General features: G+C 47.6%; 20 protein-coding genes. 8 read left to right on the top strand and 12 right to left on the bottom strand.

Features of this window, described 5'->3' with window-relative positions; genetic code table 11:
• Positions 1–76: 76 nt before the first annotated feature.
• From RS891_RS03735 to RS891_RS03710, 6 genes are all read right to left on the bottom strand, one after another.
• Positions 77–1,117 (bottom strand): leucine-rich repeat domain-containing protein, encoded by a 1,041-nt coding sequence (locus RS891_RS03735; protein ID WP_315794463.1) that lies wholly within the window; start codon positions 1,115–1,117, stop codon positions 77–79.
• 180 nt (positions 1,118–1,297) lie between these two features.
• Entirely contained in the window at positions 1,298–2,836 is a 1,539-nt protein-coding gene (guaA, locus tag RS891_RS03730) for a glutamine-hydrolyzing GMP synthase (protein WP_113055354.1), read from the bottom strand.
• A 316-nt stretch (positions 2,837–3,152) separates the two neighbouring features.
• Complete coding sequence (locus RS891_RS03725) at positions 3,153–5,516, bottom strand: DUF4129 domain-containing transglutaminase family protein (protein ID WP_315794462.1); 2,364 nt, start codon at positions 5,514–5,516, stop codon at positions 3,153–3,155.
• Positions 5,503–6,729 carry a DUF58 domain-containing protein gene (locus RS891_RS03720; protein ID WP_315794461.1) on the bottom strand — a complete coding sequence of 409 codons (1,227 nt, stop codon included), beginning with the start codon at positions 6,727–6,729 and terminating at the stop codon, positions 5,503–5,505. Before RS891_RS03720 ends, RS891_RS03725 begins: the two co-directional genes overlap by 14 nt.
• Positions 6,726–7,715 (bottom strand): AAA family ATPase, encoded by a 990-nt coding sequence (locus RS891_RS03715; RefSeq protein WP_113055351.1) that lies wholly within the window; start codon positions 7,713–7,715, stop codon positions 6,726–6,728. The genes RS891_RS03720 and RS891_RS03715 overlap by 4 nt, the downstream gene beginning before the upstream one ends.
• A 102-nt stretch (positions 7,716–7,817) precedes the next feature.
• On the bottom strand, positions 7,818–9,086 hold the full coding sequence (locus RS891_RS03710; protein WP_315794460.1) for a polysaccharide deacetylase family protein: 1,269 nt from the start codon (positions 9,084–9,086) through the stop codon (positions 7,818–7,820).
• A 245-nt stretch (positions 9,087–9,331) separates the two neighbouring features.
• Here RS891_RS03710 and RS891_RS03705 point away from each other — a divergent pair, with 245 nt between their 5' ends.
• Positions 9,332–9,976 carry a DedA family protein gene (locus RS891_RS03705; RefSeq protein ID WP_315794459.1) on the top strand — a complete coding sequence of 215 codons (645 nt, stop codon included), beginning with the start codon at positions 9,332–9,334 and terminating at the stop codon, positions 9,974–9,976.
• A gap of 149 nt (positions 9,977–10,125) precedes the next feature.
• Here the strand turns inward: RS891_RS03705 and RS891_RS03700 are convergent, their stop codons facing one another.
• Positions 10,126–11,439 carry an MFS transporter gene (locus tag RS891_RS03700; protein WP_315794458.1) on the bottom strand — a complete coding sequence of 438 codons (1,314 nt, stop codon included), beginning with the start codon at positions 11,437–11,439 and terminating at the stop codon, positions 10,126–10,128.
• Positions 11,440–11,620: 181 nt separating this feature from the next.
• Here RS891_RS03700 and RS891_RS03695 point away from each other — a divergent pair, with 181 nt between their 5' ends.
• The 5 genes from RS891_RS03695 to RS891_RS03675 are packed head-to-tail and all read left to right on the top strand — an operon-like array spanning position 11,621 to position 16,895.
• Positions 11,621–13,132 (top strand): spore germination protein, encoded by a 1,512-nt coding sequence (locus RS891_RS03695; protein WP_315794457.1) that lies wholly within the window; start codon positions 11,621–11,623, stop codon positions 13,130–13,132.
• Between the two features lie 19 nt (positions 13,133–13,151).
• Positions 13,152–14,354, top strand: coding sequence for a Ger(x)C family spore germination protein (locus RS891_RS03690; RefSeq protein ID WP_315794456.1), 1,203 nt, complete (start codon positions 13,152–13,154; stop codon positions 14,352–14,354).
• A gap of 6 nt (positions 14,355–14,360) precedes the next feature.
• The gene (locus RS891_RS03685) at positions 14,361–14,597 is read left to right on the top strand and encodes a hypothetical protein (RefSeq protein ID WP_315794455.1); all 237 of its coding nucleotides are present in this window, start codon (positions 14,361–14,363) and stop codon (positions 14,595–14,597) included.
• A gap of 19 nt (positions 14,598–14,616) precedes the next feature.
• Positions 14,617–15,723: a GerAB/ArcD/ProY family transporter gene (locus RS891_RS03680; RefSeq protein WP_315794454.1), complete on the top strand. Its 1,107-nt coding sequence runs from the start codon at positions 14,617–14,619 to the stop codon at positions 15,721–15,723.
• 44 nt (positions 15,724–15,767) lie between these two features.
• Positions 15,768–16,895, top strand: a complete 1,128-nt coding sequence (locus RS891_RS03675) for a GerAB/ArcD/ProY family transporter (RefSeq protein ID WP_315794453.1) — start codon at positions 15,768–15,770, stop codon at positions 16,893–16,895.
• Positions 16,896–16,989: 94 nt separating this feature from the next.
• On the opposite strand, the gene bcp is transcribed toward RS891_RS03675, so the two are convergent.
• The 4 genes from bcp to RS891_RS03655 are packed head-to-tail and all read right to left on the bottom strand — an operon-like array spanning position 16,990 to position 20,135.
• Positions 16,990–17,454: a thioredoxin-dependent thiol peroxidase gene (gene bcp / locus RS891_RS03670; RefSeq protein WP_315794452.1), complete on the bottom strand. Its 465-nt coding sequence runs from the start codon at positions 17,452–17,454 to the stop codon at positions 16,990–16,992.
• Between the two features lie 48 nt (positions 17,455–17,502).
• Positions 17,503–18,279 (bottom strand): ABC transporter permease, encoded by a 777-nt coding sequence (locus RS891_RS03665; protein WP_181586716.1) that lies wholly within the window; start codon positions 18,277–18,279, stop codon positions 17,503–17,505.
• Positions 18,280–18,292: 13 nt separating this feature from the next.
• Complete coding sequence (locus tag RS891_RS03660) at positions 18,293–19,087, bottom strand: ABC transporter permease (RefSeq protein ID WP_053779604.1); 795 nt, start codon at positions 19,085–19,087, stop codon at positions 18,293–18,295.
• Between the two features lies 1 nt (position 19,088).
• Positions 19,089–20,135: an ABC transporter ATP-binding protein gene (locus RS891_RS03655; protein ID WP_063568167.1), complete on the bottom strand. Its 1,047-nt coding sequence runs from the start codon at positions 20,133–20,135 to the stop codon at positions 19,089–19,091.
• Positions 20,136–20,340: 205 nt separating this feature from the next.
• Between RS891_RS03655 and RS891_RS03650 the strand changes: the two genes are divergently transcribed.
• The gene (locus RS891_RS03650) at positions 20,341–21,384 is read left to right on the top strand and encodes an LCP family protein (protein ID WP_315794451.1); all 1,044 of its coding nucleotides are present in this window, start codon (positions 20,341–20,343) and stop codon (positions 21,382–21,384) included.
• Positions 21,385–21,464: 80 nt separating this feature from the next.
• Positions 21,465–22,784, top strand: a complete 1,320-nt coding sequence (locus RS891_RS03645) for a glutamate-1-semialdehyde 2,1-aminomutase (RefSeq protein WP_315794450.1) — start codon at positions 21,465–21,467, stop codon at positions 22,782–22,784.
• Between the two features lie 82 nt (positions 22,785–22,866).
• On the opposite strand, the gene RS891_RS03640 is transcribed toward RS891_RS03645, so the two are convergent.
• Complete coding sequence (locus tag RS891_RS03640; protein ID WP_315794449.1) at positions 22,867–24,261, bottom strand: aminotransferase-like domain-containing protein; 1,395 nt, start codon at positions 24,259–24,261, stop codon at positions 22,867–22,869.
• Positions 24,262–24,307: the final 46 nt, after the last annotated feature.

The following is a 24,307-nucleotide window of genomic DNA, read 5'->3' as shown; positions in this document are numbered from 1 at the left end:
TTGCCATATAGCCGTATTCTGCACTCAGTGTACAAGCCCCACATGAAAATAATCTGAAACGAACCTAAAAAAGGAATTAAATATTCAAAGATTCATCGTTATACCACCATCCGCTCTCATCCCACATGCCTGCTGACATTATCGCCTGCTTCGCTACTTTTTGCTGTTTGGCACTTTTCAAATGAACGATCATTCTTTCCAAAGATTTATGATGAATCAGGGATTCGATATCTTCGGCCGTAATATGTTTCATTTGCAGAAGAGCGAGCTCTTTCAGGCTTTTGGAAGTCTTTGCCCAATCGATACTCTCTACCTTCACATTGTTCAGGAAAACACGCTGTAATTCAGTCAAATTTTCAAGAGACGGCAGACTCGTTAGATGTGGCTGGTCCTCTATCCCTAATAAGCGTAATCCCTTCAGTTCATTCAATACGGATAGGTCAGATAAACCTTTCACTCTTAGGAGCTTCAACAATTGCAAGGATTCCATGCCCGCAAGGCTATCCAGATTCTCTGCTCCACCAAAACTGAGATGAAGTTCGTGCAAATCCGTTAATTTTTTCAAGTATCCCAATTCCTTTAATGGCATTCCCGAAATATATAGGGACCGAAGTGATGATAACGTTCCGATCGTTTCGATGTTAGTTGTATGACCATTCACACTCAGCGTTTTAAGTTCAGTAAAGCGGTTAAGTATGGACAAATCCGTTTTCTTCGTTTTGGTTTTGCCGATGCGGAGCTGCTCTAAAGAGTTAGGTACAACTGTTAATACATCAAGAGATTCCGCTTCGAATACGTCAAAAGCAAACTCTTTTAGCCTTAGCAATTCAACTAAGCTCTCAATCCCATGAATGTGTCTAGTGCAATCAATCACAAGCTTTTCTACATGGTTCATATATCTTAGAAAAGACAAGTCGCCAGATTGCGAATGAAAGCCATATATACGAAAAGTAACATCGGGTCTGTTGGCAAACAGCTCCTCATTCAATGTCTGAATCAGGTTCACATCCGGGATATTGTGCTCGCTGTATTGAACAATCTTTAGCTCAGGATGAGCCGTAAGTGCGGTAACCTCCTCACGAGTCCAACCGGGGTTGAGTTCGATTCTTTGCTTCATCCGTCGTAGTTCCTCCTTGCACAGTATTCTTCCTCGTAATATCTATTTGCTGGTCCATCTTTATCATAAATCAAAGTATAAATAACGTCTGGTGCAAACACAAAATGAAAAGAAAAAAGAGACCGAAGCTCCTTTGACGGAAACTCCGATCTCTTGTTATTAAATCTGGATAGATAACTTCTATTCCCACTCGATCGTTGCTGGTGGTTTGGAAGTTACGTCATACACGATACGGTTTACGTTATCCACTTCGTTAACGATCCGCACAGAGATTTTCTCCAATACGTCCCAAGGGATACGTGCCCAGTCAGCTGTCATACCGTCGATGGACGTTACGGCACGGATACCTACAGTGTAGGAATACGTACGTGCGTCACCCATAACCCCAACACTCTTCATGTTAGGCAGGGCTGTGAAGTATTGCCAGATCTCGCGATCAAGGCCCGCTTTGGCAATTTCCTCACGCAGGATGTAGTCCGAATCACGAACGATTTTGAGCTTGTCCTCTGTAACTTCGCCCAGTACACGGATGGCAAGACCCGGACCTGGGAACGGCTGACGCCATACGATTGCTTCTGGCAGACCGCACTCTTCGCCGACTTTACGCACTTCGTCTTTGAACAAGGCACTCAGTGGTTCGATCAGCTTGAAGTTCATGTCTTCAGGCAATCCGCCCACATTGTGGTGGGATTTGATGGTTTGAGCTGTCGCTGTGCCACTTTCCACGATATCCGTGTACAGTGTACCTTGCGCCAGGAATGCAAAATCATCAAACTGCTTGGACTCTTCGTCAAATACGTAAATAAACTCGTTACCGATAATTTTACGTTTTTGTTCCGGATCATCCACGCCTGCCAGTTTGGACAGGAAACGCTCTTGTGCATCGATTTTGACAACTTTCATGTCGAATTTGCCGACGAACGTCTCCATTACGCTCTCCGCTTCGCCTTTGCGCAGCAGACCATGGTCGATAAACATACATGTCAGTTGGTCACCGATGGCTTTGTGAAGCAATGCAGCAACAACGGAGGAATCTACACCGCCGCTAAGTGCGCACAATACTTTACCGTCGCCCACTTTTTCACGAATATCCTTGATCGTATCTTCGATAAACGTCTCCATGCTCCAGTTGCCTTCACAACCACAGATTTCGTACAGGAAGTTTTTGATCATTTCATTACCGCGAACAGAGTGGCGTACTTCTGGATGGAACTGAACAGCATACAATTTGCGCTCATCGTTGCTCATCGCTGCGATTGGCGCACTTTCCGTGCCTGCATCCAGTTTGAATCCAGCAGGAAGAGCAACCACATGATCACCATGACTCATCCATACCGTATGTTCACCCTCAATACCTTGTGCGAGAGCTGCACCTGGTGCAAACTCAATATCCGCTTTACCATACTCACGCTTCTCAGAACGCTCCACTTTACCATCCAGCTGTTGCGCCATGAGCTGCATACCATAACAAATTCCGAAGATTGGCAATCCCAGATCATAAACGGCCGGATCTACGTGTGGTGCATTTTCTGCATAAACGCTAGATGGTCCACCCGAGAACACGATTCCCTTTGGTGCTAATTCTGCGATTTTCTCCGCCGGTGTGTTATACGGCAAAAGCTCGCTGTATACGCCCAGATCCCGGATTCTTCTGGCGATTAACTGGTTGTATTGGCCCCCAAAGTCAAGGACAACCACTATTTCATTTTGCTTATTCATTACCGAGCCTCCCTCAATTAATGAAACTAATTATACGCAACGACAAAACATACCGTCAAGGAAAGGCGAAACTCCTTTTTTCGACATCTCAAAACATGGCATTTTCAACGCCTGAGATTATGGTAATTTGATCGAATATTCTCGCCTGCATCTATATATTTCCCGATCGGAAATATAAGAAAAGGGTTATGCACTATTTTCATCATACAAGAGATCTCCCGCATGGAAGCTAATAGTGTATGGTCGCGGAAAGACGCCTCGTTCGCTTTAGGGGCGAGAAAGGCGTCCTATGTTTAGCGCTGCGCTGTACTTCGTGTTACAGCGCCTGCATGCGCCGGGCCAGTTGAAGTGCCCGGCGCAGGAAGTCCAGACTGTCCGCGCGCAGCGGACGGTCCGGCCCGTACAGCAGCCGTTCCCAGTCGGCTGCGAACCGCGCGATGTCCGCGCCGTCCGTGCCTGCGGCCACGGCGGGTGACGCTGCATATTCACGCAGCGTCATTCCCGGCGGCCGCGGTCCGTAGCGGCGCGCGAGCGCGGTCCAGACCGGAGCGGCGGCGCTGAGCAGCCGCTCGCGGTCCGGAAAGCTGCTGCGCGGCCACGCCAGCAGCAGCCTTAGCCGCAGCGCGGGGCGAAGCCGCCGCATGCGGATGGCCACAGCGGCGCACAGCAGCGCCGCTGCCGCAAGGGCTGCCGCGATCCATGGGTGCGCGGCAATGGACTGCGCGCGGGCGAGCAGCCATGCGCCCGCGTGAGCCGCCCCGCCGTCCGTCTGGGGCGGGGTTACGGCAACGGGCTGCTGCCCGCTGAGCGCAGCGGCGTCTTGGCCTTCACCCTGCGTCATGGTGAAGCCTGGCGTAGCCTCGAACGGCATCCAGCCCGCGCCTGGAAAATACACCTCTACCCAGGAGTGTGCATCTCCCTGGGTCACAATGTATTGCCCGGAAACGCCCGCATCCACTTCCCCGGGTCCGAACCCCTTAACCCAACGTGCCGGAATACCCTCTGCACGCAGTAGCACAATCATGGCTGTGGAAAAATGATTGCAATACCCCTGCCGTGTAACGAATAGAAAATCGTCCACAAAATCAGTTCCTCGCGGTGGCATACGGGTATCCATCGTATATTCGGCGTGGTCGGCAAGGTAAGTTTTTACAGCCTGCACGGCATCATAACGGGTCTCACTTCCCTGAATGATTTCCTTGGCAAGAGCCTGCACACGTCCGGGAAGCGTAGTGGGTAGCTGCAGATACGTTCTGCGAATTGCGGACGGATCTTTCATGTTGGACCTCTTCCCCAGAAGTCGTAGTTGTTCAGGTGTTGCCACGGGAATCATGATGTCTGCCGTATAACTTTTGACCGGTTGATCATCATAAGTAGCCGCGAGCCATAACGTTGCCGAATCTTCATTTGATAGCAGTAAACGTTTATTTTTCTGATTATCACTATTCTTATCCTGAAACGAAAGATTGAGTGGTATTCCACCTGTAAAGAGGGGATTGGGCCCTCTCCATTCTCGCTTCATCGTTACCGTTTGACGAATACGCTGCCAATAGGCAGGGTACTCCCAACCATCGGTTCGCACCAACCCTGATGGACTTGCCGTCTCAAAGCTCTGCACAGGATCACTCCAGGTGCTTCCGTTATAATATGAACGGGTCTCACCCCGCCAATACGTAGCTTCCGGACTTTTTGCCGTAAAAAAAATCGTGTCTCCCTGCACCAAAGGTGCGCCCATTGGTGCATCCGCTGTACTATATCCTGTGACGGCAGTTGTTGCAGGAATACTTCCGTGCTGTGTGTAGCCTGCCCAGCGGGCCAAACGTTCACCCATCTGCTCAAGTGAAATACGTTCCGGTGGAGGAATGGAAGCAAGCTGACCAGGGATCGCTGAGAAAAGTACCATGCCTGCCGATACCCCAAGCGTTACCGTACACCAACGACCATAAGGACTCTGCTTGAAGATCGGTGTTGTGACCCCTCCATTAAGACGAAGCAACTGCAGCATGGCCTGCATGAGTAGAATCCATAGCACAGAACGTATCACCGAAGCATACACATCCAGCCCGGCAAAGGATTCAAGCAGCAGCAAATAGACCAATGTTGCACTTCCAAACAGCATTACACTTCTTCGTAGTAATACAAGCGATTGCACAGAAGCCATTAGCATGCTCCAGCCGCACATCATGAGCAGCCCTCTTGTCTCCACACTAATCGAGTTAAAACGCCAGGTGTTCGTAAAAGTCCCCATATCTGCAGAAAGAGTCGTTGGATAGGTAGCAGCCCATCCAGCAGGATCATTGCCTCCATACATGCAACATAATGCGGCTAGAGCAATGCAGAGCCTGATCAGTATTCCAGAGACCCACCCAGTACGAATCAACCCAGCGAGCAGTAAAGCTCCCGTTAACCCTGCCATCACGGACAAGAATCGTTCACTACCTTGCTGACCCGTTGTCGTAACAGGATATATCCACTCCAGGGACAAAATAAGCAAAATGGCAGAAAGACCGATTCTGTAAAGGAGAGGCTCTGAACTGTAGCCGGGACTCTTCAACTCAACTCCAGATGTTCTAGTTTCCGCTTTATATATGGAATGCACAGACTCTGATCCGAAACTGGTGATGTGCCCCCTGTCAGCCACAGTGGAATTCGCTTGAGGATTTCCATTATGCTCCCACATCCGTTACCTCCGCCTTTCTCATTGAAGGTAAAGAGCCGTCAGTAATCCAATGGATCTGTACTCCACTTTGACGAAGCTGTTCCAAACTTTCATTATCCATGTCACGAATGGTTTGATCGGTTAACTGAACTTCTACCCTGTATCCCAACCCGATTGCACACATTACCCACTCCATCAAAGCGTCATCCATTTTGCCAGTGAGAATCACAATGCGTGACCCCAGCGCCAATCTATCCAACATCTCTGTGCGAAGCGATGGAGATACAACTTGAGCCGTAGCAATTCGTGCCTGTGCCAGCTTGTCCAACGCATGGTTTTCAGGAGAGTTCAGGAGTTCTTGTTTCCATTTCTCCTGCTGAGCAGATCCTGACCCACCGCCTTCCGTCCACAGTTGATACGGAATATTGTCACGTTCAGCGGTATGAATCCAACGGGCAGCTGCACGGACCGCACGTTCAAAGGCAGACGTATCTCTCTTCTCTGGCTGGCGTACTTCATAACCGGATGCACCTTCATACATCAGTATACCCAGCGAGACAGAATCGGAGGTTTCAGGCAAAAAAGTCTGAAGCTTACCCGTTTTGGCCGTGCTTTTCCAATGAACACGCCCCAGCGGGTCTCCTTGCTGATATTCCCGGAACTCAGGACTGCGATTCCCCTGACTGCTTCTTCGCTCAGACAGCGCATCTTCACCCATGGCCGAGTATTCTCCGTGATCATTCTCGTCCCATTCCGCTGCTTGAGGAACAACAATTAGCGCGGTACGATTCACCGTCTCTGCGGAGACTGTATTCCACCCGAAAACATCGCCCCAGTACAATCTGCCTGACTCCCATCTGTACACACCTCTTCGCAAACCCGATAATTCATATTGATACGTAAACTGGCGACGGGTCCCTGGAAATAGTAATTTACGATGTACGCCAGCAGGTGTATTCTCACACAGAATGACCCATAGCAGTGGAATCGGGCAGTCGAATTTCAGTTCCACCGATACCCGTGTTATTTCGCCTGCTACAACCCGCTTCGCTTGCATTTGCCGCCGAATGTTAATATTGCGCGGACCAAAGAAATGGATAATCAGCGCGCTTGCGAGCATCAAGGCGGCCACAATGGACAGAAAAAGCGCGGCTTTGCCGCCATGCCATACATATAGAGAGGCAAATGCCACGACCAGGACAGCACCCAACATCCGTTGACCCAGCGCAGTCATTGACGCCGTCCCCTTCCCTGTGCCGTCATCTGTACAGGTACCGGGACTGATGACAGAGCTTCCTGAATCACCTGCTCCTGTGCCCAGATTTCCGCTCTGTTCTGGGCTTTTAATTGAATGCGATGAGAAAGGACGGGTACAGCCATCTCTTTCACATCGTCAGGGATGACATAGCTGCGTCCTTGGAGGTAAGCAAACGATTGTGCTGCAGCCATCCAGGCCAATGTTCCGCGCGGGCTGATTCCCAGTCTTACCGCCGGGTGACTTCTGGAGGCAACGGCAACAGCAACCAGATACTGTTTGACAACAGAGTCCACATGTACATGTTTTACTTCACGCTGCATGGCTACGACTTCTTCAGCAAGCATGACAGGGCGAAGTTCATCGAGCAGTTCTCTGCTTTGCATCCGGGTTAACAGTTCAACTTCCTGCTCCGGATCAGGGTACCCCAGTCCAATCTTCATGATAAAACGATCCAGCTGCGCTTCAGGCAAACGATAGGTGCCCTCAAACTGCAACGGATTCTGCGTCGCCAGCAAAAAGAATGGGCGCGGCAAAGCATAAGTTGTGCCATCCACCGTAACGCGCCGTTCCTCCATCGCTTCCAGAAGTGCCGACTGGGTACGGGGGGAAGCGCGATTGATTTCATCGGCCAGCACAATATTGGACAGGACGGGTCCTGGTCGAAACTTAAATTCTCCCGTATGCGGATGATACATCGACGTGCCCGTCACATCTGCCGGCATCACATCCGACGTGAACTGAATTCTTCCCATGGAGCAATCCAGTGCAGAAGAGACTGCGCGAACCAGCATCGTTTTGCCTGTACCCGGTACATCTTCCAGAAGTACATGACCTCCACTAAGCATTGCAGTTAACACATAACGAATCTCTTGTTTTTTGCCAATGATCACACTTTCTACTCGCTTCATAACTCTATTCAGCAATTCTACGGCATGTTCATGTTCCATTCGGATATAAGACATTTTTCTAATCTCCTTCCATCCATCGGCATTCCTGAAACATACTAATCTATGATTCAGTGTTGCCCGGAAGTAGAGAGATTAGTCCTGTACGAACGACTTTATTCAGATCAATTTATCCAAATACATGCTGTTAGCTGCCGCCAGAGGAACGCTGGCTTTAACCATCCATTCCTTTTCATTCACCTTTAGCGAATCAACGCTTGCTCCCATATGCTCCATTAATTCCCGTAGCGGAACCCATATCGTTCCTCCCTGGCTCTGTACGACTCCCTCTGTCGTCCTGTCATTCATTTGGTCTGCACGTTTCGTTGTCAGGTCTCCGCTGATACTGTCTGCATAGATGGTTCGGTCTTTCCATACGGCTGTAGCTGTTCGGGTCTCTGCATTCCAGCGAGCGCTGCCACCGAACTTTTTCATAAAGGTCCGCAAAGGCACCATGATCCGCTGATCTTCCACGCGAAATTCTCCTTGCTTCAATGTGGCTGCTGCCCAACCAATTTCCACCTTCAGTTCCTTGCCAGCCAACCACAGGTTGCTGTTCTCCTGTACATTTTCTGCGATCCATTCCTTACCCGGGGCTTGGCGAGACTTGTATTTACCATTGGAATCGATTCTGAATTGAACAGGCTGATCCGAGGCCTTCATCGTGTCAAAACGAAAACCCTGGTCGCGGTAATACTTGATAATGCCAGGTAGTGCTTTTACCGTCTCGGCATGAGCGCCTCCATCATGCATCAGTACAATGACCGAACGTGCCCCGGCAGGCACCTTGGTCGCATTGCGTAAAATTTCTTTTGCTGGAACTGCCTTCCGTTTGGAATCACCACTGTCTACGTTCCAGTCCATAACGGTGTACCCGCCCAATTTCAGCAGATCAAAATAACTCTTATCAAAATGTCCGTAGGTACCGCCCGGTGCCCGGACCAGATTCGGCCGAAATCCGGTAATCCGCTCTACGACTGCCTCTGTCTGTTTGATCTGCTTCCAGAACACTTTGAAATCACTGTACAACTGTTCATAATTATGATTAAACGTATGATTGCCCAAAGCATGTCCATCTTCCACAACCGCACGGATCATCTCAGGATAACGTTCTGCCTGCTCACCAAGCACAAAAAATGTAGCCAAAGCCTGTTCCTTGCGCAAAATATCCAATACTTCACGGGTATGGTTACCCGGTCCATCGTCAAAACTCAAATAGACAACCTTATCTTGAGGATTCTCATCTATGGAGGCCGGTGCATCAGACCCCGATACAGAGGAAGCGTAAGTTGTGCCTGCCGATGCAGTGAATACACACAGCAGTACCACAATGCGAAGTAAAAGCACAGGCCATTTTCCAGATAAAAGTGTATGTATTGGCGTTACCATGTACGAATCGACCTCCAACGTCTCTAGTGAATTTGCTGATAGACTTCAGCAGATTTGTTAGAATTATATGGAGGACACACTGAAAAAAGACGCGATTTTGTTTTATAATTTTTCACAATTTGGGATGGCTCATGATTGATTCTTGTCTTCGGATTAGGTAGCATAATGGACAGGTAGGATCGTGAACAAAACTCCTTGGAGAGTAAGCATCTCCTCCCACCCTGTCTGCAGGAGAGTGAAGTCTATTGGAATTGCTTGAGAAGGTCCAGCATCTGTTTGGATCCTACGGATACAGCGTTTTGTTTTTTGGTTTATTGCTGGAGTTCATCGCCCTTCCCTTCCCGGGAGAAACAACTATGGCTTATGCAGGATTTCTGTCCTACAAGGGTCATCTGGATTTTGGAATACTTGCCATCCTTGCTTTTCTGGGGACAACGATTGGCATGACGATTACTTATTTTATTGGGGCCAAAGCAGGTCTGCCGTTCATTACACGATATGGAAAATGGTTTCTGATGAAACAGGACAAGCTGGATAAAACGCAAAAATGGTTTGCCAAGTACGGCAATGCCCTGATCTTCATCGGTTATTTCATTCCGGGAGTGAGACATTTCACCGGATATTTCGCGGGTATAGCCGCTGTTCCCTTTCGTAAATTCGCCCTCTATGCCTATTCAGGCGCACTGTTCTGGGTCATGCTGTTCCTGGGCATCGGTAAAATATTTGGACCTCAATGGAACGCAGTATTCCATCTCGTTCATCAATATGCACCCTACATCGTGGCGGGGATCGGACTGCTGCTGATTGCAGCCGTACTGTACCGTTATCGAAAAGCTTGGGCTGCTCGATCGTTACGCAAGCCTGCCGCTATTCGGCAAAGACAAAAATAAACGATAGTACTCACATATTTATCTATCGATGATATCAAGGGTTGAACTCAGACACATTTAGCGCAGAGGTTTTAGTGCCGTATATCTAGATGTGGAACCGCAGGTTATTTTCTGTTAATAGCAAGGAGCTGCATATCGCGGCTCCTTTTTTATGTTCTTCTTTTGATAGTACGCCTAATCTTAAACGCCTCACGCGCCCTTAGCCATCCATAGGTTGTAAGCAAAACGGCAATGGCCGCAAAACCCAATCCGCCTGCGAAACCAAGTTTCTGTGGCTCCATCACTTCTAATAACAAACCCGCACCAAACATGGATAACCCCAACATGGTACTACTGCAAGCCGTCACCAAGCCATAGATGAGTCCTCGATATTTCTCAGGTGTTTCGCGCATCAGCAATGTATCCAGACAAGCATTGCCTACTCCTGACATAAGGGCCAGCAGAATATAGATCAGCACTGCGATTACTGGCAGAGTCACCACACTAAGCAGCATAAGCAATCCCCCTTCCACGAGTAGACACAGAACTACTCCAGGGAGCAGCCAATGCTGAAAATAACGAGAACACCAGTTGCTTAATACCAGCCCTGTCCCAAGCGCCGCATAGAACAGACCTACACCCCAATCCCCAAGGGAAAACACTTCAATTGCATAAACGCTGATTAATACATTATCGATCCCGCTTATCACCGGTACCCATAACTCGAACAGGATGATGATCTGTAATGCTACAGAGGATCGAATCAGCCTCCATATCACCGAAGGAACATGAACTGCACCATTGGCACAAGAAATCACTGAAGGTTTACCAGAAGCTGCAGCGGCTGATCTCTCCATACTTTCAAGTGATATCTCGTTTGATTCCGTACCCATTCCGGATGGAAACGAGACTTTCCGGATCAAAACAGCAGCCATCAAAAAGCACAGTGCATTAGTTATAAACGTAGCCTGCGGGCCCATTACTGATGAGGCGATTCCCCCAAGAAAGGCACCTACGATCAGCACCGTACCGTTCATCACCTGTTCAAGTCCGTTAATTTGGAGCAAATGTTCCGGCTGTACAAGCAGTGGTATGCCTGATTTGCGGACCGGTGCATAGAGAGCCTCAGCACAGGCTAGTAAAGTACTCGCTGTAAATAGAATCCACAAATCATTTGCACTGTTTACGAATAAATAGCTCAGAGCAAGAGGAACCCTTATCAAATTGGTAAGCAGCATAATCTTTCGCCGTGAGAAACGCATGGTTAACATACCGCCTGCCGGGGCAAGCAACAGAAATGGAAGCACACGCAGACCAAGGGCAAGTCCTACAGCAAGTCCAGATCCTGTTGTGCTGAGTATTATCGAAAGCATGGCGACCTGACAGAAACGGTCACCTATGCCGTTCACTAATCCCGCAACAAAGAACTTGCGGTACTCCGATTCTTTTTGTAGCAGGGTCAGAACGGAAGATCTAAACAACATCACGAATCCTCTTTTCAAATAAATAAATTAGATATAAATCTAATTAGATGATATTCTAATTTAAAAAGATTGACAATGTTCTTTTTTTATTTTGAGGGATATTCAATAACACTTTTGTGATAATCCTGACTCATCCAGGTCATACTAATTTGCAAATATAGGGTGTATAAGGGGTGAAGGAATGAGTACAGCGACGCAGAGCAGCCAAGATCAGAGAATATCTCCGAATCTTACGGAAAATACGGATTATTGCAAGAAGGTAATGGGGAACAGCAAAGACTTGATGATTCGTCCTCTGCAGTGTTTGCACAAGTGGCCTTCTGTCCTGTTGTACATCGATGGAATGGTAGATGTGCAGATCATTAATCATTCCATCCTGGAATCCTTGTTACAAACCCGTGATATACCTGAGTTTTCGGAGGATAATGAACATCTGATCTATCTCCAGAATGACGTGCTGACATCTGGGAACGTAATCTTAATCGATGAGATGAAAGACGTTCTTGATGCCATTCTGGCAGGCTTTGCCGTTGTGCTCCTGGAGGGTTCCAATCAAGGCCTGAAAATTGCAGCAGCAGGCTGGGAAGACCGTCCTGTGGGTGAACCGATCTCCCAGACGGTTGTTCGCGGTCCCATGGAGGGCTTTAATGAAAACTTGCGTACGAATACAGGGTTAATACGCAAACGAATTCGAGACCCTCATCTTTGGATTGAAGAAAGGGAGATTGGGCGAGTCTCTAATACCAGAGTTGCCGTGTTATATCTGGAGCATATCGTTGATCAAGAGGTTGTACAAGAACTGCGGCGCAGACTTGATGAGATTGATATTGACGCTATTCTGGAAAGCGGATATATCGAGGAACTCGTACAGGACAAAACAGGCACGATCTTCCCCACGGTTTATAACAGTGAGCGGCCAGATACCGTATGTGCTGCACTGCTTGAAGGCCGGGTAGCGATCATTATAGATGGCACTCCTTTCGTATTGCTTGTCCCAGCCCTGTTTGTTCATTTCTTTCAGTCTCCCGAAGATTACTACCAACGTGCCGATATCAGTTCGTTGATTCGACTGATCCGTTATCTGGCCTTCTTTATTGCGTTGCTCGCTCCATCCTTTTACATTGCCATTACTACCTTCCATCAGGAAATGCTGCCTACCAACCTGCTTATTAGTCTGGCAGCTCAGCGTGAAGGTGTTCCATTCCCGGCATTCATTGAAGCCATCTTAATGGAGCTAACCTATGAAATTTTGCGCGAGGCCGGCATTCGGATTCCGAAAACCGTCGGTCAGGCCGTTTCCATTGTGGGTACCCTTGTTATTGGTCAAGCCGCAGTAGATGCGGGCGTTGTGTCGGCTGCCATGGTTATCATCGTGTCCATTACTGCGATATCCAGTTATGTCATTCCGGAAAATGGTCTGTCCATCTCTGTGCGAATACTGCGATTTGTGCTGATGATTCTGGCTGCCGCCTTTGGCTTCTACGGGATTCTGATGGTTCTGCTGATTACGGTAACTCATCTATGCAGTTTAAGATCTTTCGGCGTGTCTTACATGTCCCCGTTTGCACCTTACATCGGGAAAGATCTCAAAGATACCATTTTCCGCGTGCCTTGGACCCGGATGAAAACCCGTCCGATCTCTACCGGAACTCCGAATGAAACCAGACAGGTAAACAAAAAAATGAAGCGATAATCGGTAAGGAGAACCGTGTATGAACAAATGCATACAAATGATTCTATCTTTTGCCGTTCTGCTCCCTCTCCTTACCGGATGCTGGGATCGGCAGGAACTCAACGAACTTGGCATCATGCTGGGTCTTGGTGTGGACAAGGATGGAGACATGATTAAGGTGAGTGCCCAGGTTGTCGTTCCCAATGAGGTATCTTCCAAGTCAGGTGGAGGTAAAGGAACGCCCGTGACTCAGTATCAAGCTTCTGCGCCAACCTTGTTTGAAGCCATTCAAAAATTAACGGAATCAAGCCCCCGTCGTATATTCATGGCACATATCCGCGTAATGGTCATAGGCGAGGAGTACGCTCGCAAAGTGGGCATTTATGATATCACAGAAGCATTAATGCGCGAGCCTACGGTTCGCCCTGACTATTACGTCATGGTTGCTAGAAATACAACGGCTTCCAAAGTGCTCGACGTGCTGACGCCTCTTGAAAACTTGCCTGCGGAGAAGATGTTCAATTCATTGGACGTCTCTACCAAGACCTGGTCACCCACAACAACCGTAACCGGGGATCAATTAATGGAATATTTATTGGCACCTGGAATACAGCCTGTCATTACGGGGGTAGAGGTTGTCGGTCCACCGGAGAACAGCGGAAGCCAGGCCAATATTGCTACTATAAAGTCTCCTGCCAGGCTTAATTCAACCGGGCTATCCGTATTTAAGGGAGACAAGCTAATTGGCTGGCTAACGGAGGACGAATCCAAGGGATATAACTACATTCGAAACAATGTGGTATCCACCATAAGCCATTTGCCTTGCCGCAAAAATGGATATGTGACGTTTAAAGCACTCCGCACAACGACCAAACGGAAAGCGAAGGTTGTTGCAGGACGACCTGTAATCGACATCAACATCAAAAATGTATCGTCTGTAGCCGCAGTAGAGTGCGAAATCAAAATCGGTTCAATGAAAGTACTCAAGGAATTGGAACGGGATAGTGAGGAACGGCTTGTAGAACTCATGCAAAAATCCATTAAATCGGTACAGCGCAAGTTTCATGTTGATATTTTCGGATTCGGACAAGAGGTCTATCATGCTGATCCCAAGTTCTTTAAAAAGGTGGAAAAAGATTGGGATCGTTATTTGGAAGATCTGGATGTCCATTACGATGTCAATGTTCAAATTAAACGTGTAGGCACACTGGATGATTCGTTCAAAGATCAAATTAGGGAGTGAGTCAGAGTGTTACTTACACTTAGTGTCATTGTAGTCGCAGGGATCATTGGTTGGTTCGATCTGCCTGGGCTTGTACGTCGCAAGGAATGGAAAGAAACAGCTGTTTACAGTGTCTTGCTGATTCTAGCCACTGTTCTAAGCATCTTCGCGGCCAACCTGTGGGAGATACCCAGTCCACTCTATCTCATCATATGGATTTATGAACCTGTAAATCAATTTCTGGCACACTTGACGGGAACTTAGGAAAAAAGGAGGGGACATTATGCTTGAGAAGGGCCGCATCGGAACAAGACAATTGTCCATCCTCATTTTTATGATGGTAGTCGGGGATATGATGCTCATCTATCCCTCGGTCATCACATCCTATGCCAAACAAGATGCCTGGATATGTGCTCTTATCGGGGTTCCGTTGGGAATGGGACTCATACTCATGTTTTTGAAGCTGTGCAGTCTGTATCCTGAAGAAAATCTGATACAGATTTTACGAAGTATTCTGGGATTTTGGCCGGGCAGTCTCGTATCCGTATTCTATCTTTTCTTTTTTGTAGTAGGTGCCTCCACACACACCCGAGAGGTAGGAGATTTCCTTACCTCCCAAATCTTTCAGTACACCCCGATTAGGGTCATCATTCTGATGTTTGTCATTACGGTTGGGTGGGGGCTATACCATGGTCTGGAAACAATGGGACGAAGCAGCGAATTGCTGATGCCTATCCTTATCGTGTTTATTCTCGTGCTTGCATTCTGTTTATTACCTCAGGTTGATCCCAGTAATCTGAAGCCTGTAACGGATTCCGGCGTTGTTTCCATCCTGCAGGGTATTCTCATAAGTATTATATATCCCATAGGTGAGCTGATCCCCATTATGATGATTATTCCCTACACGCTAAAACAGGCTCATCGAACTCGGGATGTTCTTATGGCGGCAGGACTTGGCAACTTGCTGCTTGCTGTATTGGTTTTGATCTCTCTGCTTGTTCTAGGTGCTTTCCTTACACAGCACAACATCTATGCTTCCTTTGTTTTATCTCAGAAAATTAACATCGGTGGTTTCTTTGAGCGTATTGAAGCCATTATGGCCTCTTCCTGGTTGATCTCCACGTATATTAAAGCGATGGTGTATATGTACGCATTTATCGTCGGATGCGCCGAACTATTTAAGCTCAAGCAGTATCGGATACTCATCCTGCCAGCATCATTGCTTATATTTGGCCTTGCCAATCTGGTTTCGCCCAATTTGACCTTCATCGTCATTACCGTCGTCCCATATTGGGTTGATTGGGACACCACATTGAGCATTATTTTGCCGGGACTGTTACTGTTGGTGCATATGTTCAAAAAGGGTTGGAAAAACAAGCCTTCGGGATAAGGTAAAGCTGGAGTTCTACTATGTCAGGAAGGAGTACAGAAACCATGCCAATCAGAGAAAAAATAACCATTCGGCAATTTGCCCTGCTTACCTTTCTTGTCATGGTTGGGGATATGATTTTGATCTATCCATCGTTGGTCACTACCTTGGGTAAACAGGATGCATGGATATGCTCATTCCTCAGTCAGCCCATCGGTCTATTTATCATTTGGATTTTGTACAAACTACAACAAACCTCCCCTGAACTATCTTTAATAGAAATTTGCAAGAAATTGCTTGGTACATGGATTGGATCGGTCTTGTCTATTGGTTACCTATTCTATTTTGCAATAGGCGCTGCCATTTGTATCCGCGAAGTTGGAGACTTTATGACGACTCAAATCTACCTCGAGACCCCCATCCGTATCATTTTGATTATACTCATGTGTTCACTGATCTGGGGCCTAATGAAAGGATTGCAAACCATGGGAGCAACCAGTGAACTATTGACCCCTATTGTTGTTGTCTTCATGGCACTCCTGTTCGTGGGGTTGCTGCCCAACATAAAAGTTTCACATCTGCAGCCTATCTTTAACATCAGTCGGGTTCATTTGATTGAAACCGTTGTACGTGGAGCATTTACATCCTTCGGGGAGTTGCTCGTGCTTACGATGATTCTTCCTTATGTAGTGTCAGGGCCGCACCTTAAACGAGACCTGTTGCTTGCCACTTTCTGCGGAGGTCTGCTCCTGTGTGTACTGTTATTGTTTTCCCTTATGGTTGTGGGTCCTTTCCTAACCCAACATAACATTTTTATTTCGTATACCCTGTCTCAAAAAATTAATATCGGTAACTTCTTTGAGCGTATTGAAGCTTTCATGGCTACTGCCTGGTTAATTGCGACCTATTTCAAAAGCCTGCTGTACATGTTCGCTTTTGTTATCGGACTAGCTCAGCTGTTTCAGTTAAAAACCTACAAACCGCTCATTCTTCCTTCATCCTTGCTCATGTTTGCATTGGCCATCCTGATCTCCCCCAATGTCATTTTTTATATCGAAACCATTATGCCTGCATGGGTGGATTGGGACATTACTTGCAGTTTTATTATTCCTCTGCTGCTTTTACTTGTTCATCGCATTCGCTTTGGCAAGAACAGAAAAAATCAGCCCCATCCAGAACGCTTGCCCACATAAAAAGGCTGTGCTTCACGGTATATATACCGCGAACACAGCCTTTATTATGAAGTAAACATTTTTTCGATGTGTAGAGAACAGACGAGTTAACTTCCTAAAGTTGCTGTACAGCCTCAAGTGCTGCTTCAATATGGCCTTTAACCCGCACTTTCAACCACGACTTCAGAAGTACACCCTCTTCATCAATGAGAAACGTGGAGCGTACCATCCCCATGTATTCCTTGCCATACATCTTTTTGAGCTGCCATACGCCGTATTGCTCGGCAACCTTATGTTCTTCGTCGGATAACAAGATGAATGGCAAGCCGTATTTGGCTATGAATTTGTCGTGCTGCTTCATCGGATCAATACTAATCCCCAGAATAACTGTATTTAACCCCTTGAACTCCTCATGACGATCACGGAAATCGCATGCCTGCTGTGTGCAGGAAGAAGTCATATCCTTCGGGTAAAAATAAATCAGCACCCGCTGTCCGCGATAATCCGAGAGCTTCACCGTCTCTCCCGTACTAGACGGAAGTTCAAAGTCTGGTGCGAGCTTGCCTTCAGTTAATGTCAAAACATACCCTCCTTTATCTCTTCTTTCCTTTCACAAAGGACTTCTGTTTTATGATCCTGCTCCGCGATACTTCTTCACACCATAATTCCACAGAAGAAGACCGATGGAGCCAAACACCAATCCCATCACAGGTGTTAGCATCGCCATTCGATGCATTTCGGATCGTTCCAGGAACAGGGCTGCCGGATAAATACCCACGAAGGCAAATGGAATGACCCACGTTAACAGGACCTGAATCGCGCGGTTATAGATGGTTACCGGATAACGTCCATATCCCTGAATGTTGTACATTAATGGCAGGATGCCTGTAGGCGCGTCCGAATAAAAAGACAACGACGTCAAAGTGATATAGATTCCTGCATAGATTAACACTGAGCTAAGAGTAAGAATAATAAGGGCCGGAATATGCCACCACTCCAGCATAAGTCCCATCTCTGCACCACTGATAACCATAATGATCAGACCGATAAAAGAACCTACAAGTGCAGGCGGGTCCACATTTTCGAGTAAAATCTGGAACAGGTTATGCGCAGGTCGTGTTAATATGCGATCCATCTCGCCTTTGACAATATACCGTTCACTGAACCCCCACAGATTGATAAAACAACTGAAGATGCCATACGGCACCATAAAATATCCATAAACAAAAAGGACTTCACTCTCACTCCAGCCGCCCAAATTATCCGTATGTCGGAAAACCACAAAGATAAAGATCAGATTGGTTGCCTGGAACAGCAAATCCGAAAGGATCTCAACCCAAAAGTCGGCACGGTACGTGAGACGTGTTTTCATATAATTTTTTAAATATTCCCAGATCAGACCCATATAGTACACTCTGTTATCCTCCTTGCACGAACAGACGCTTGCGCGCCTGACGCCAGATCAGCATCATCGGAATGAGCAGTATGACAAACCAGAACACCTGAATGCCGAGTACGCTCCAGATGCCTGTGCCTTCCACTCTTCCAGTGAAAACCGAACCGGGTAGATACGTAATGGCCTGAAAAGGCAATACTTTCATCACTGCGGACATCCAGCCCGGATAGAGGCTGATTGGAATGATCAGACCCGAAAACAGATCAACCACAACGCGCTTCATGCGCATCATACCTTCATTGTTTTCCACAAAAAATGCGGCCAGTCCCGTAATGACATTAATCTGGGAGTTAATGAGGAAACTGAAGAACAGCATAACCAAAAAGCCAATCCACGCGGACGGCGCCGTAGGCAATTCAACCGGGAACAACAGAATGGCAATGAGCATTCCAGGAATCATGAGCAGCAGGAAACGGAAAATACCTTCGCCTAGTCCTTGCATCATTTTGACCATGACATAGTTGATCGGTCTTATGAATTGAATGGCGATGGAGCCATCCCGAATGTCTGCGGCTATTTCACGGTCCAGATTGTTAAAATAAAACGCACGCGCCATCCACGATACAGCCACATATGTCGTCATCTGAGCTGCCGTAAAACCGCCCAGTTCACCACTACTGCCGTAAATGGCTTGCCACGTAAAGTAATACACGCCGATATTCAGCGTATATATCAAAATGCCGGAATAATAATTCACCCGGTATGCAAGCATTGTCAGGAACCGAATGCGCATAAAATCGAAAAAAGCACTATTCATGTTAGGATACACCCACCGCTTCGTTCTTTGCGCCCACAATCTCGGGACGCTCGGCTGAACCGGATTGGTAAATACTGCGCACGATTTCATCCGTGTTAATCTCAATAATCTGAATATCGGTAATATCTGCCTGTCCAACGACACGTCCCAGCACATCCGACACGTTGAGTTCAAGTGGAATCCAGACCGATGCGGACAGCTCATTCTCCACCGTCCAGCGAACAGGAAGCGCCGCTGTCCATTCCAGCATTTGTTCCATGGGGTGAGCCGTACCAAACTTGAACCGGATTTCCCGTTCTTTGCCCCACTGGGATTTGAGATGATCCAACCCGCCATCATAGATGATATTGCCCGCATCGAGCATAATAACTCTTGAACATAAAGCTTCGATGTCCTGCAGATCGTGGGTTGTCAGCAAAATGGTTGTTCCGTGTTCCTTGTTCATGTCTTTCAGGAATTCACGGATTTCCGACTTGACGACAATATCCAGACCAATGGTTGGTTCATCCAGAAACACAATATCCGGATTATGCAACAGCGCAGCAACCAGCTCACAGCGCATACGCTGTCCAAGACTGAGCTTACGAACCGGACGGTTCAGCAGATCCTGAAGCTGTAACCGCTCAACCAATTCATCCAGACGTTTGCGAAAATCGACCTCTCCTACTCGATACACTTTGCGCAGCAGATGGAAAGACTCAATGACACCAATATCCCACCAGAGTTGGCTGCGTTGACCAAAAACGACACCAATATTCTGTACAAACTTCTCACGTTCCTGATACGGAACATATCCACCAACCGATATTTGCCCTGAAGTAGGCACCAAAATGCCGGTCAACATCTTGATCGTTGTTGATTTACCGGCACCGTTCTCCCCAATATATCCGCATATTTCGCCCTGCGGAATCTGAAATGAAATATCATTTACAGCCAATACCTCCTGGTATTGACGTGCAAACAGATCCTGGAATGCGCCCTTAAGTCCTCCTCGACTTTTCTGGACGCTAAACGACTTGCGTAAATCTTTGACATCAATCGCCAGCATGATTATACCTCACTTGGATTTTGTTGAAATTGCTTGTAGCCCAAAAAGAAATTATAATAGTATCAGTCAAAATTCAGCAAGCTTTAAAAAAATAGTCTTAGGCCGCGTCCTCTGTTGCATCTCACAGATATGTCGTGTACGGAAAGCCCAGGCTAGATCAAATTGGACTCATCATCATTTATTTTGAATACAAAGGAGAGCTAGCATGACCAGAAAGACGAAGAGAACCATATGGATTTCTCTTGCCGCCTTCGTGCTGATTGTTGGAGGCGCTGCGGCATTTTATTTCGGTTCTATTCTCAATCAGTTGAATGGCTTGCAAAAGGAAGGCGATGAATCGCCGTTTGCCGGTATCGAAAATGTTGAAAAAGTAAGTACACCGGATCCTCCGAAATGGGAAGGCACCGAAACGGTAAATATTCTCGTTATGGGTGTTGATGCCCGCGGGCTGGAGAAAGGGGAAGTCCCTCGTTCTGACAGCATGATGGTCGTGTCGCTTGACCCACTCACCAAAAAAATTAATTTATTCTCCATTCTGCGCGACACATACGTCAATATTGACGGCTATGGCAAGGAACGCATCAATACTGCGATTACCCATGGTCCCAACGTGGCAATGAAAGCTGCCGGAGACCTGCTGGGTATCCCTGTCCAGTATTATGTGTATACCGATTTCCAAGGATTCATCAAATTGGTGGACGCCGTTGGCGGTGTGGATTTTGACGTAGAGAAGGACATGCACTATACAAGTAAAGCGGACAATAATGAATACGATATTGATTTGAAAAAAGGCTACCAGCATTTGGATGGCGACACGGCTCTCATGTACGTTCGCTTCCGTCATGATGCCATGTCGGATTATGCCCGTTCCGAACGGCAGCGCGAATTCCTGAAAGCTGTAGCAGCGAAAATGCAGTCAACAACAACGATAGCCAAGCTGCCTTCCATTCTGGAAGAAGTAAATCCTTATGTAGATACCAATCTGACCCTATCCGACATGTGGAAGCTGGGCGGACTCGGATATCAGAGCAGCATGAACGGCAGCGAGCAAATCCCGCCAATGAAAATGCTCAAGGAAGAGCGGACACCAGGCGGTGCTGAGGTGCTGACGGTAACCAATGAGGAAAAACTCAAGCAATATATTCAAGATATCATTCATCCTCCTGTTCAAGAAGAAGGCAGTACTACCGGAGCCGAAGACAAAACGGCAAGTGGTGACGAACAAGACTCCAAGCAACCTGCACAGTAATGAAGTGCACACGAAGAGGGCAGCCCATATGCTGCCCTCTCGCTGTGTTTTGTTTATCTAATACGAAAGGAAGTTATTTTATGAATCCATCACGTTCCCGTTCCGAGCTTTTATACGAAGAAGCACTTCAACATATTGTAGGAGGTGTGAACAGTCCCTCCCGCTCTTTCAAAGCGGTGGGTGGCGGAGCGCCTGTCTTTATGAAAAAAGCGCAAGGTGCGCACTTCTGGGATGTCGACGACAACCGTTATATCGATTATCTCGCGGCCTACGGCCCGATTGTTACAGGACATGCCCACCCTCATATTACCCAAGCGATTACCGAGGCAGCAGCAAATGGTGTGCTGTATGGTACGCCTACGGAACTTGAGATCAAACTCGCCAAAATGCTGAAGGAAGCCATTCCTTCAATGGATAAGGTTCGCTTTGTAAACTCCGGTACAGAAGCAGTCATGACCACCATCCGGGTTGCCCGTGCCTACACCAAACGTAATAAAATTGTGAAATTCGCTGGATGTTATCACGGTCACTCCGACTTGGTTCTTGTGGCAGCAGGTTCTGGGCCTTCCACGCTGGGTATTCCTGATAGTGCAGGTATTCCAACGAGCATTGCGCACGAAGTCATCACGGTACCTTTTAACGATCTGGACAGCCTAAAAGCGGCTCTGGAGCGTTGGGGCGATGATGTCGCCGCAGTCATGGTTGAACCGATTGTCGGCAACTTCGGTATGGTTATGCCGGAACCTGGCTTCCTGGAAGGACTCTGTGCCATGACTCGGGACAACGGCTCGCTCGTCATTTACGATGAGGTCATTACAGCCTTCCGTTTCCACTATGGCTCTACACAGACTTACGCGGGACTGGACAATCATTCGGAGATCGAACCGGATCTGACTGCACTTGGCAAAATCATCGGCGGTGGTCTGCCCATCGGTGCTTACGGCGGTCGTAAACAGGTTATGGAGCAGGTTGCTCCACTCGGCCCGGCCTATCAAGCCGGAACGATGGCAGGTAACCCTGCGTCTATCTCTGCGGGTATCGCTTGTCTGGAAGTTCTGCAAGGCGAAGGTGTATATGCGGAGATGGAACGTCTTGCGATTGATCTGACAACAGGCCTTCAGGCTTCTGCGGATCGTCATGGCATTGCGTTAACCATTAACCGAATTCGTGGCGCCTTCTCCACTCACTTCTGTGATCACCCGGTTACGAATTACGATCAAGCTCAGGATACCGATGGTGAACAGTTCGCTTCCTTCTTCCGTCATATGCTGAATCGTGGCATTAATCTGGCTCCTTCCAAATATGAAGCCTGGTTCCTGACCACTGCACATACGGACAAGGATGTTGCGGAAACACTTGAAGCCGCAGAAGCTTCCTTTAAAGCTATGGCTCAGGCGTAAACCGTTATCTAACAATTCACACATTGTGTCATAGCAAACATCACTGAAATTTATCGCATGAAATAAGGCGTCCCACAAGCAATTAATCCGCTTGTGTGGACGCCTTTTGCAGTTTCGCTATTTCTTCACGAATAATCCGCAACCCTTCCTTGATCCGCTGCTTCGGTACATTGGATATGTTTAACCGCAGCATTTTATCCTGATATATCTCCTGTGCACCTTCTGGATAATATCGTTCTGTTGTATCGGCAATGACTCCCCGTTGATCCAACCGGGACAGCAAGACCCTGAGAGGCATATCCTTAGGTAGTGGCAGAACCGTATGCTCCCCACCTGTACGCGGTGCATTCGCAAATGGACCGAAGTCTGGGAAGGAATTAAGTTGCTGATACAATTTGTTCATCCGGGCAGCATAGCGGCTGCGGATGACTTTGCCATGATGGGCAAACATCCCGTTACGGATGTAGACCTCAAGTGCTGCCTGGGATAGTACCGCGGTGTCTATGTCGAGCATTTTTTTGTATTTACTAAACGATGCAGTAAGACTTGCAGGCAGAATAGCCACACCAATCCGCAGGCCAGGAAACAGGATTTTGGAGTAACTTTTCAGATAAATCACTCGCCCCTCCGTATCATACGACCATAACGGGTCCTGCTTCGTGTTCTCTTCCAGATCAGCCAAGAAATCATCCTCTACCAGATAGACATCATAACGCTGCGCCAACCGGATTAATCTTTTCTTCTCAGCTGTTGTCAGGGAAGTTCCAATCGGGTTATGAAAACGCGGCATAACATAAAAGAATTTGATATCTCCTTCGCGGAACTGCCGTTCGATCGCGTCCCAATCCAGGCCATTCAGAGAACGCCTCACACCAGCAATCGGTACATTCAGCCCTTGTAGAAGCGAAGGCATATTATGATAACCCGGCAGTTCCAGCATCACCTGCTTATTCCCATTCGGAAAAGGCATTAACGCCAGAACAGCTAGAGCCTGCTGCACACCTGAAGTAATAAAGAACTGCTCCTTCCGGGCAAACACCTGATAATCAGCGAATTGCTTCTGCAATAGTTCAATCAAGGAAGGCAAGCCTCTTTCGGTTCCGTACAAGAAGAGCTCTGCCTGTTTCTTCTCCATTGCCTGATCCACACAATGGCGAAAATCGGAATAAGGGAATACTCGCGGATCAGGAGCTGCGGAGGCAAAATCCATTGGCCCCTGCCACTCTCCATCCTCCACTTCAGCCCCATTCTGTACCGCATAATATCCGGACTGAGGCACCGCGTAGACCAGATGCCGCTCTTCCAGCCACTCGTAAGCGCGTATGGCTGTACTTACGCTACATTGATATTGCTCAGCCAGAACACGCACAGCCGGCAGTTTGATGCCTTTATCCTGCCATTGTCCACTGTTCTGCTGGCGCAATTGATCCTGGATCCATTGCTTAAGTGATTCGGCGATGATTTCGTATTTTCTCATTGGATTCTGCCCCTCCTCCGACTTCAGCATTACTTCAAGTGTACCG

This window comes from Paenibacillus sp. BIC5C1, assembly GCF_032399705.1.
Taxonomy (GTDB): Bacteria; Bacillota; Bacilli; order Paenibacillales; family Paenibacillaceae; genus Paenibacillus; species Paenibacillus taichungensis_A.
This window is presented reverse-complemented; position numbering and strand designations above follow the sequence as displayed.

What these genes read in the sequence shown, in the direction of transcription:
- RS891_RS03715 (WP_113055351.1), bottom strand. Translation starts at nt 7,715, where the DNA reads ATGTCTTATATCCGAATGGAACATGAACATGCCGTAGAATTGCTGAAT.
- RS891_RS03660 (WP_053779604.1), bottom strand. Translation starts at nt 19,087, where the DNA reads ATGAATAGTGCTTTTTTCGATTTTATGCGCATTCGGTTCCTGACAATG.
- RS891_RS03645 (WP_315794450.1), top strand. Translation starts at nt 21,465, where the DNA reads ATGAATCCATCACGTTCCCGTTCCGAGCTTTTATACGAAGAAGCACTT.
- RS891_RS03720 (WP_315794461.1), bottom strand. Translation starts at nt 6,729, where the DNA reads ATGACTGCGCTGGGTCAACGGATGTTGGGTGCTGTCCTGGTCGTGGCA.
- RS891_RS03690 (WP_315794456.1), top strand. Translation starts at nt 13,152, where the DNA reads ATGAACAAATGCATACAAATGATTCTATCTTTTGCCGTTCTGCTCCCT.
- RS891_RS03650 (WP_315794451.1), top strand. Translation starts at nt 20,341, where the DNA reads ATGACCAGAAAGACGAAGAGAACCATATGGATTTCTCTTGCCGCCTTC.
- RS891_RS03675 (WP_315794453.1), top strand. Translation starts at nt 15,768, where the DNA reads ATGCCAATCAGAGAAAAAATAACCATTCGGCAATTTGCCCTGCTTACC.
- RS891_RS03665 (WP_181586716.1), bottom strand. Translation starts at nt 18,279, where the DNA reads ATGGGTCTGATCTGGGAATATTTAAAAAATTATATGAAAACACGTCTC.
- RS891_RS03700 (WP_315794458.1), bottom strand. Translation starts at nt 11,439, where the DNA reads ATGTTGTTTAGATCTTCCGTTCTGACCCTGCTACAAAAAGAATCGGAG.
- RS891_RS03640 (WP_315794449.1), bottom strand. Translation starts at nt 24,261, where the DNA reads ATGAGAAAATACGAAATCATCGCCGAATCACTTAAGCAATGGATCCAG.
- RS891_RS03680 (WP_315794454.1), top strand. Translation starts at nt 14,617, where the DNA reads ATGCTTGAGAAGGGCCGCATCGGAACAAGACAATTGTCCATCCTCATT.
- RS891_RS03695 (WP_315794457.1), top strand. Translation starts at nt 11,621, where the DNA reads ATGAGTACAGCGACGCAGAGCAGCCAAGATCAGAGAATATCTCCGAAT.
- RS891_RS03710 (WP_315794460.1), bottom strand. Translation starts at nt 9,086, where the DNA reads ATGGTAACGCCAATACATACACTTTTATCTGGAAAATGGCCTGTGCTT.
- RS891_RS03655 (WP_063568167.1), bottom strand. Translation starts at nt 20,135, where the DNA reads ATGCTGGCGATTGATGTCAAAGATTTACGCAAGTCGTTTAGCGTCCAG.
- RS891_RS03735 (WP_315794463.1), bottom strand. Translation starts at nt 1,117, where the DNA reads ATGAAGCAAAGAATCGAACTCAACCCCGGTTGGACTCGTGAGGAGGTT.
- guaA (WP_113055354.1), bottom strand. Translation starts at nt 2,836, where the DNA reads ATGAATAAGCAAAATGAAATAGTGGTTGTCCTTGACTTTGGGGGCCAA.
- RS891_RS03725 (WP_315794462.1), bottom strand. Translation starts at nt 5,516, where the DNA reads ATGTGGGAGCATAATGGAAATCCTCAAGCGAATTCCACTGTGGCTGAC.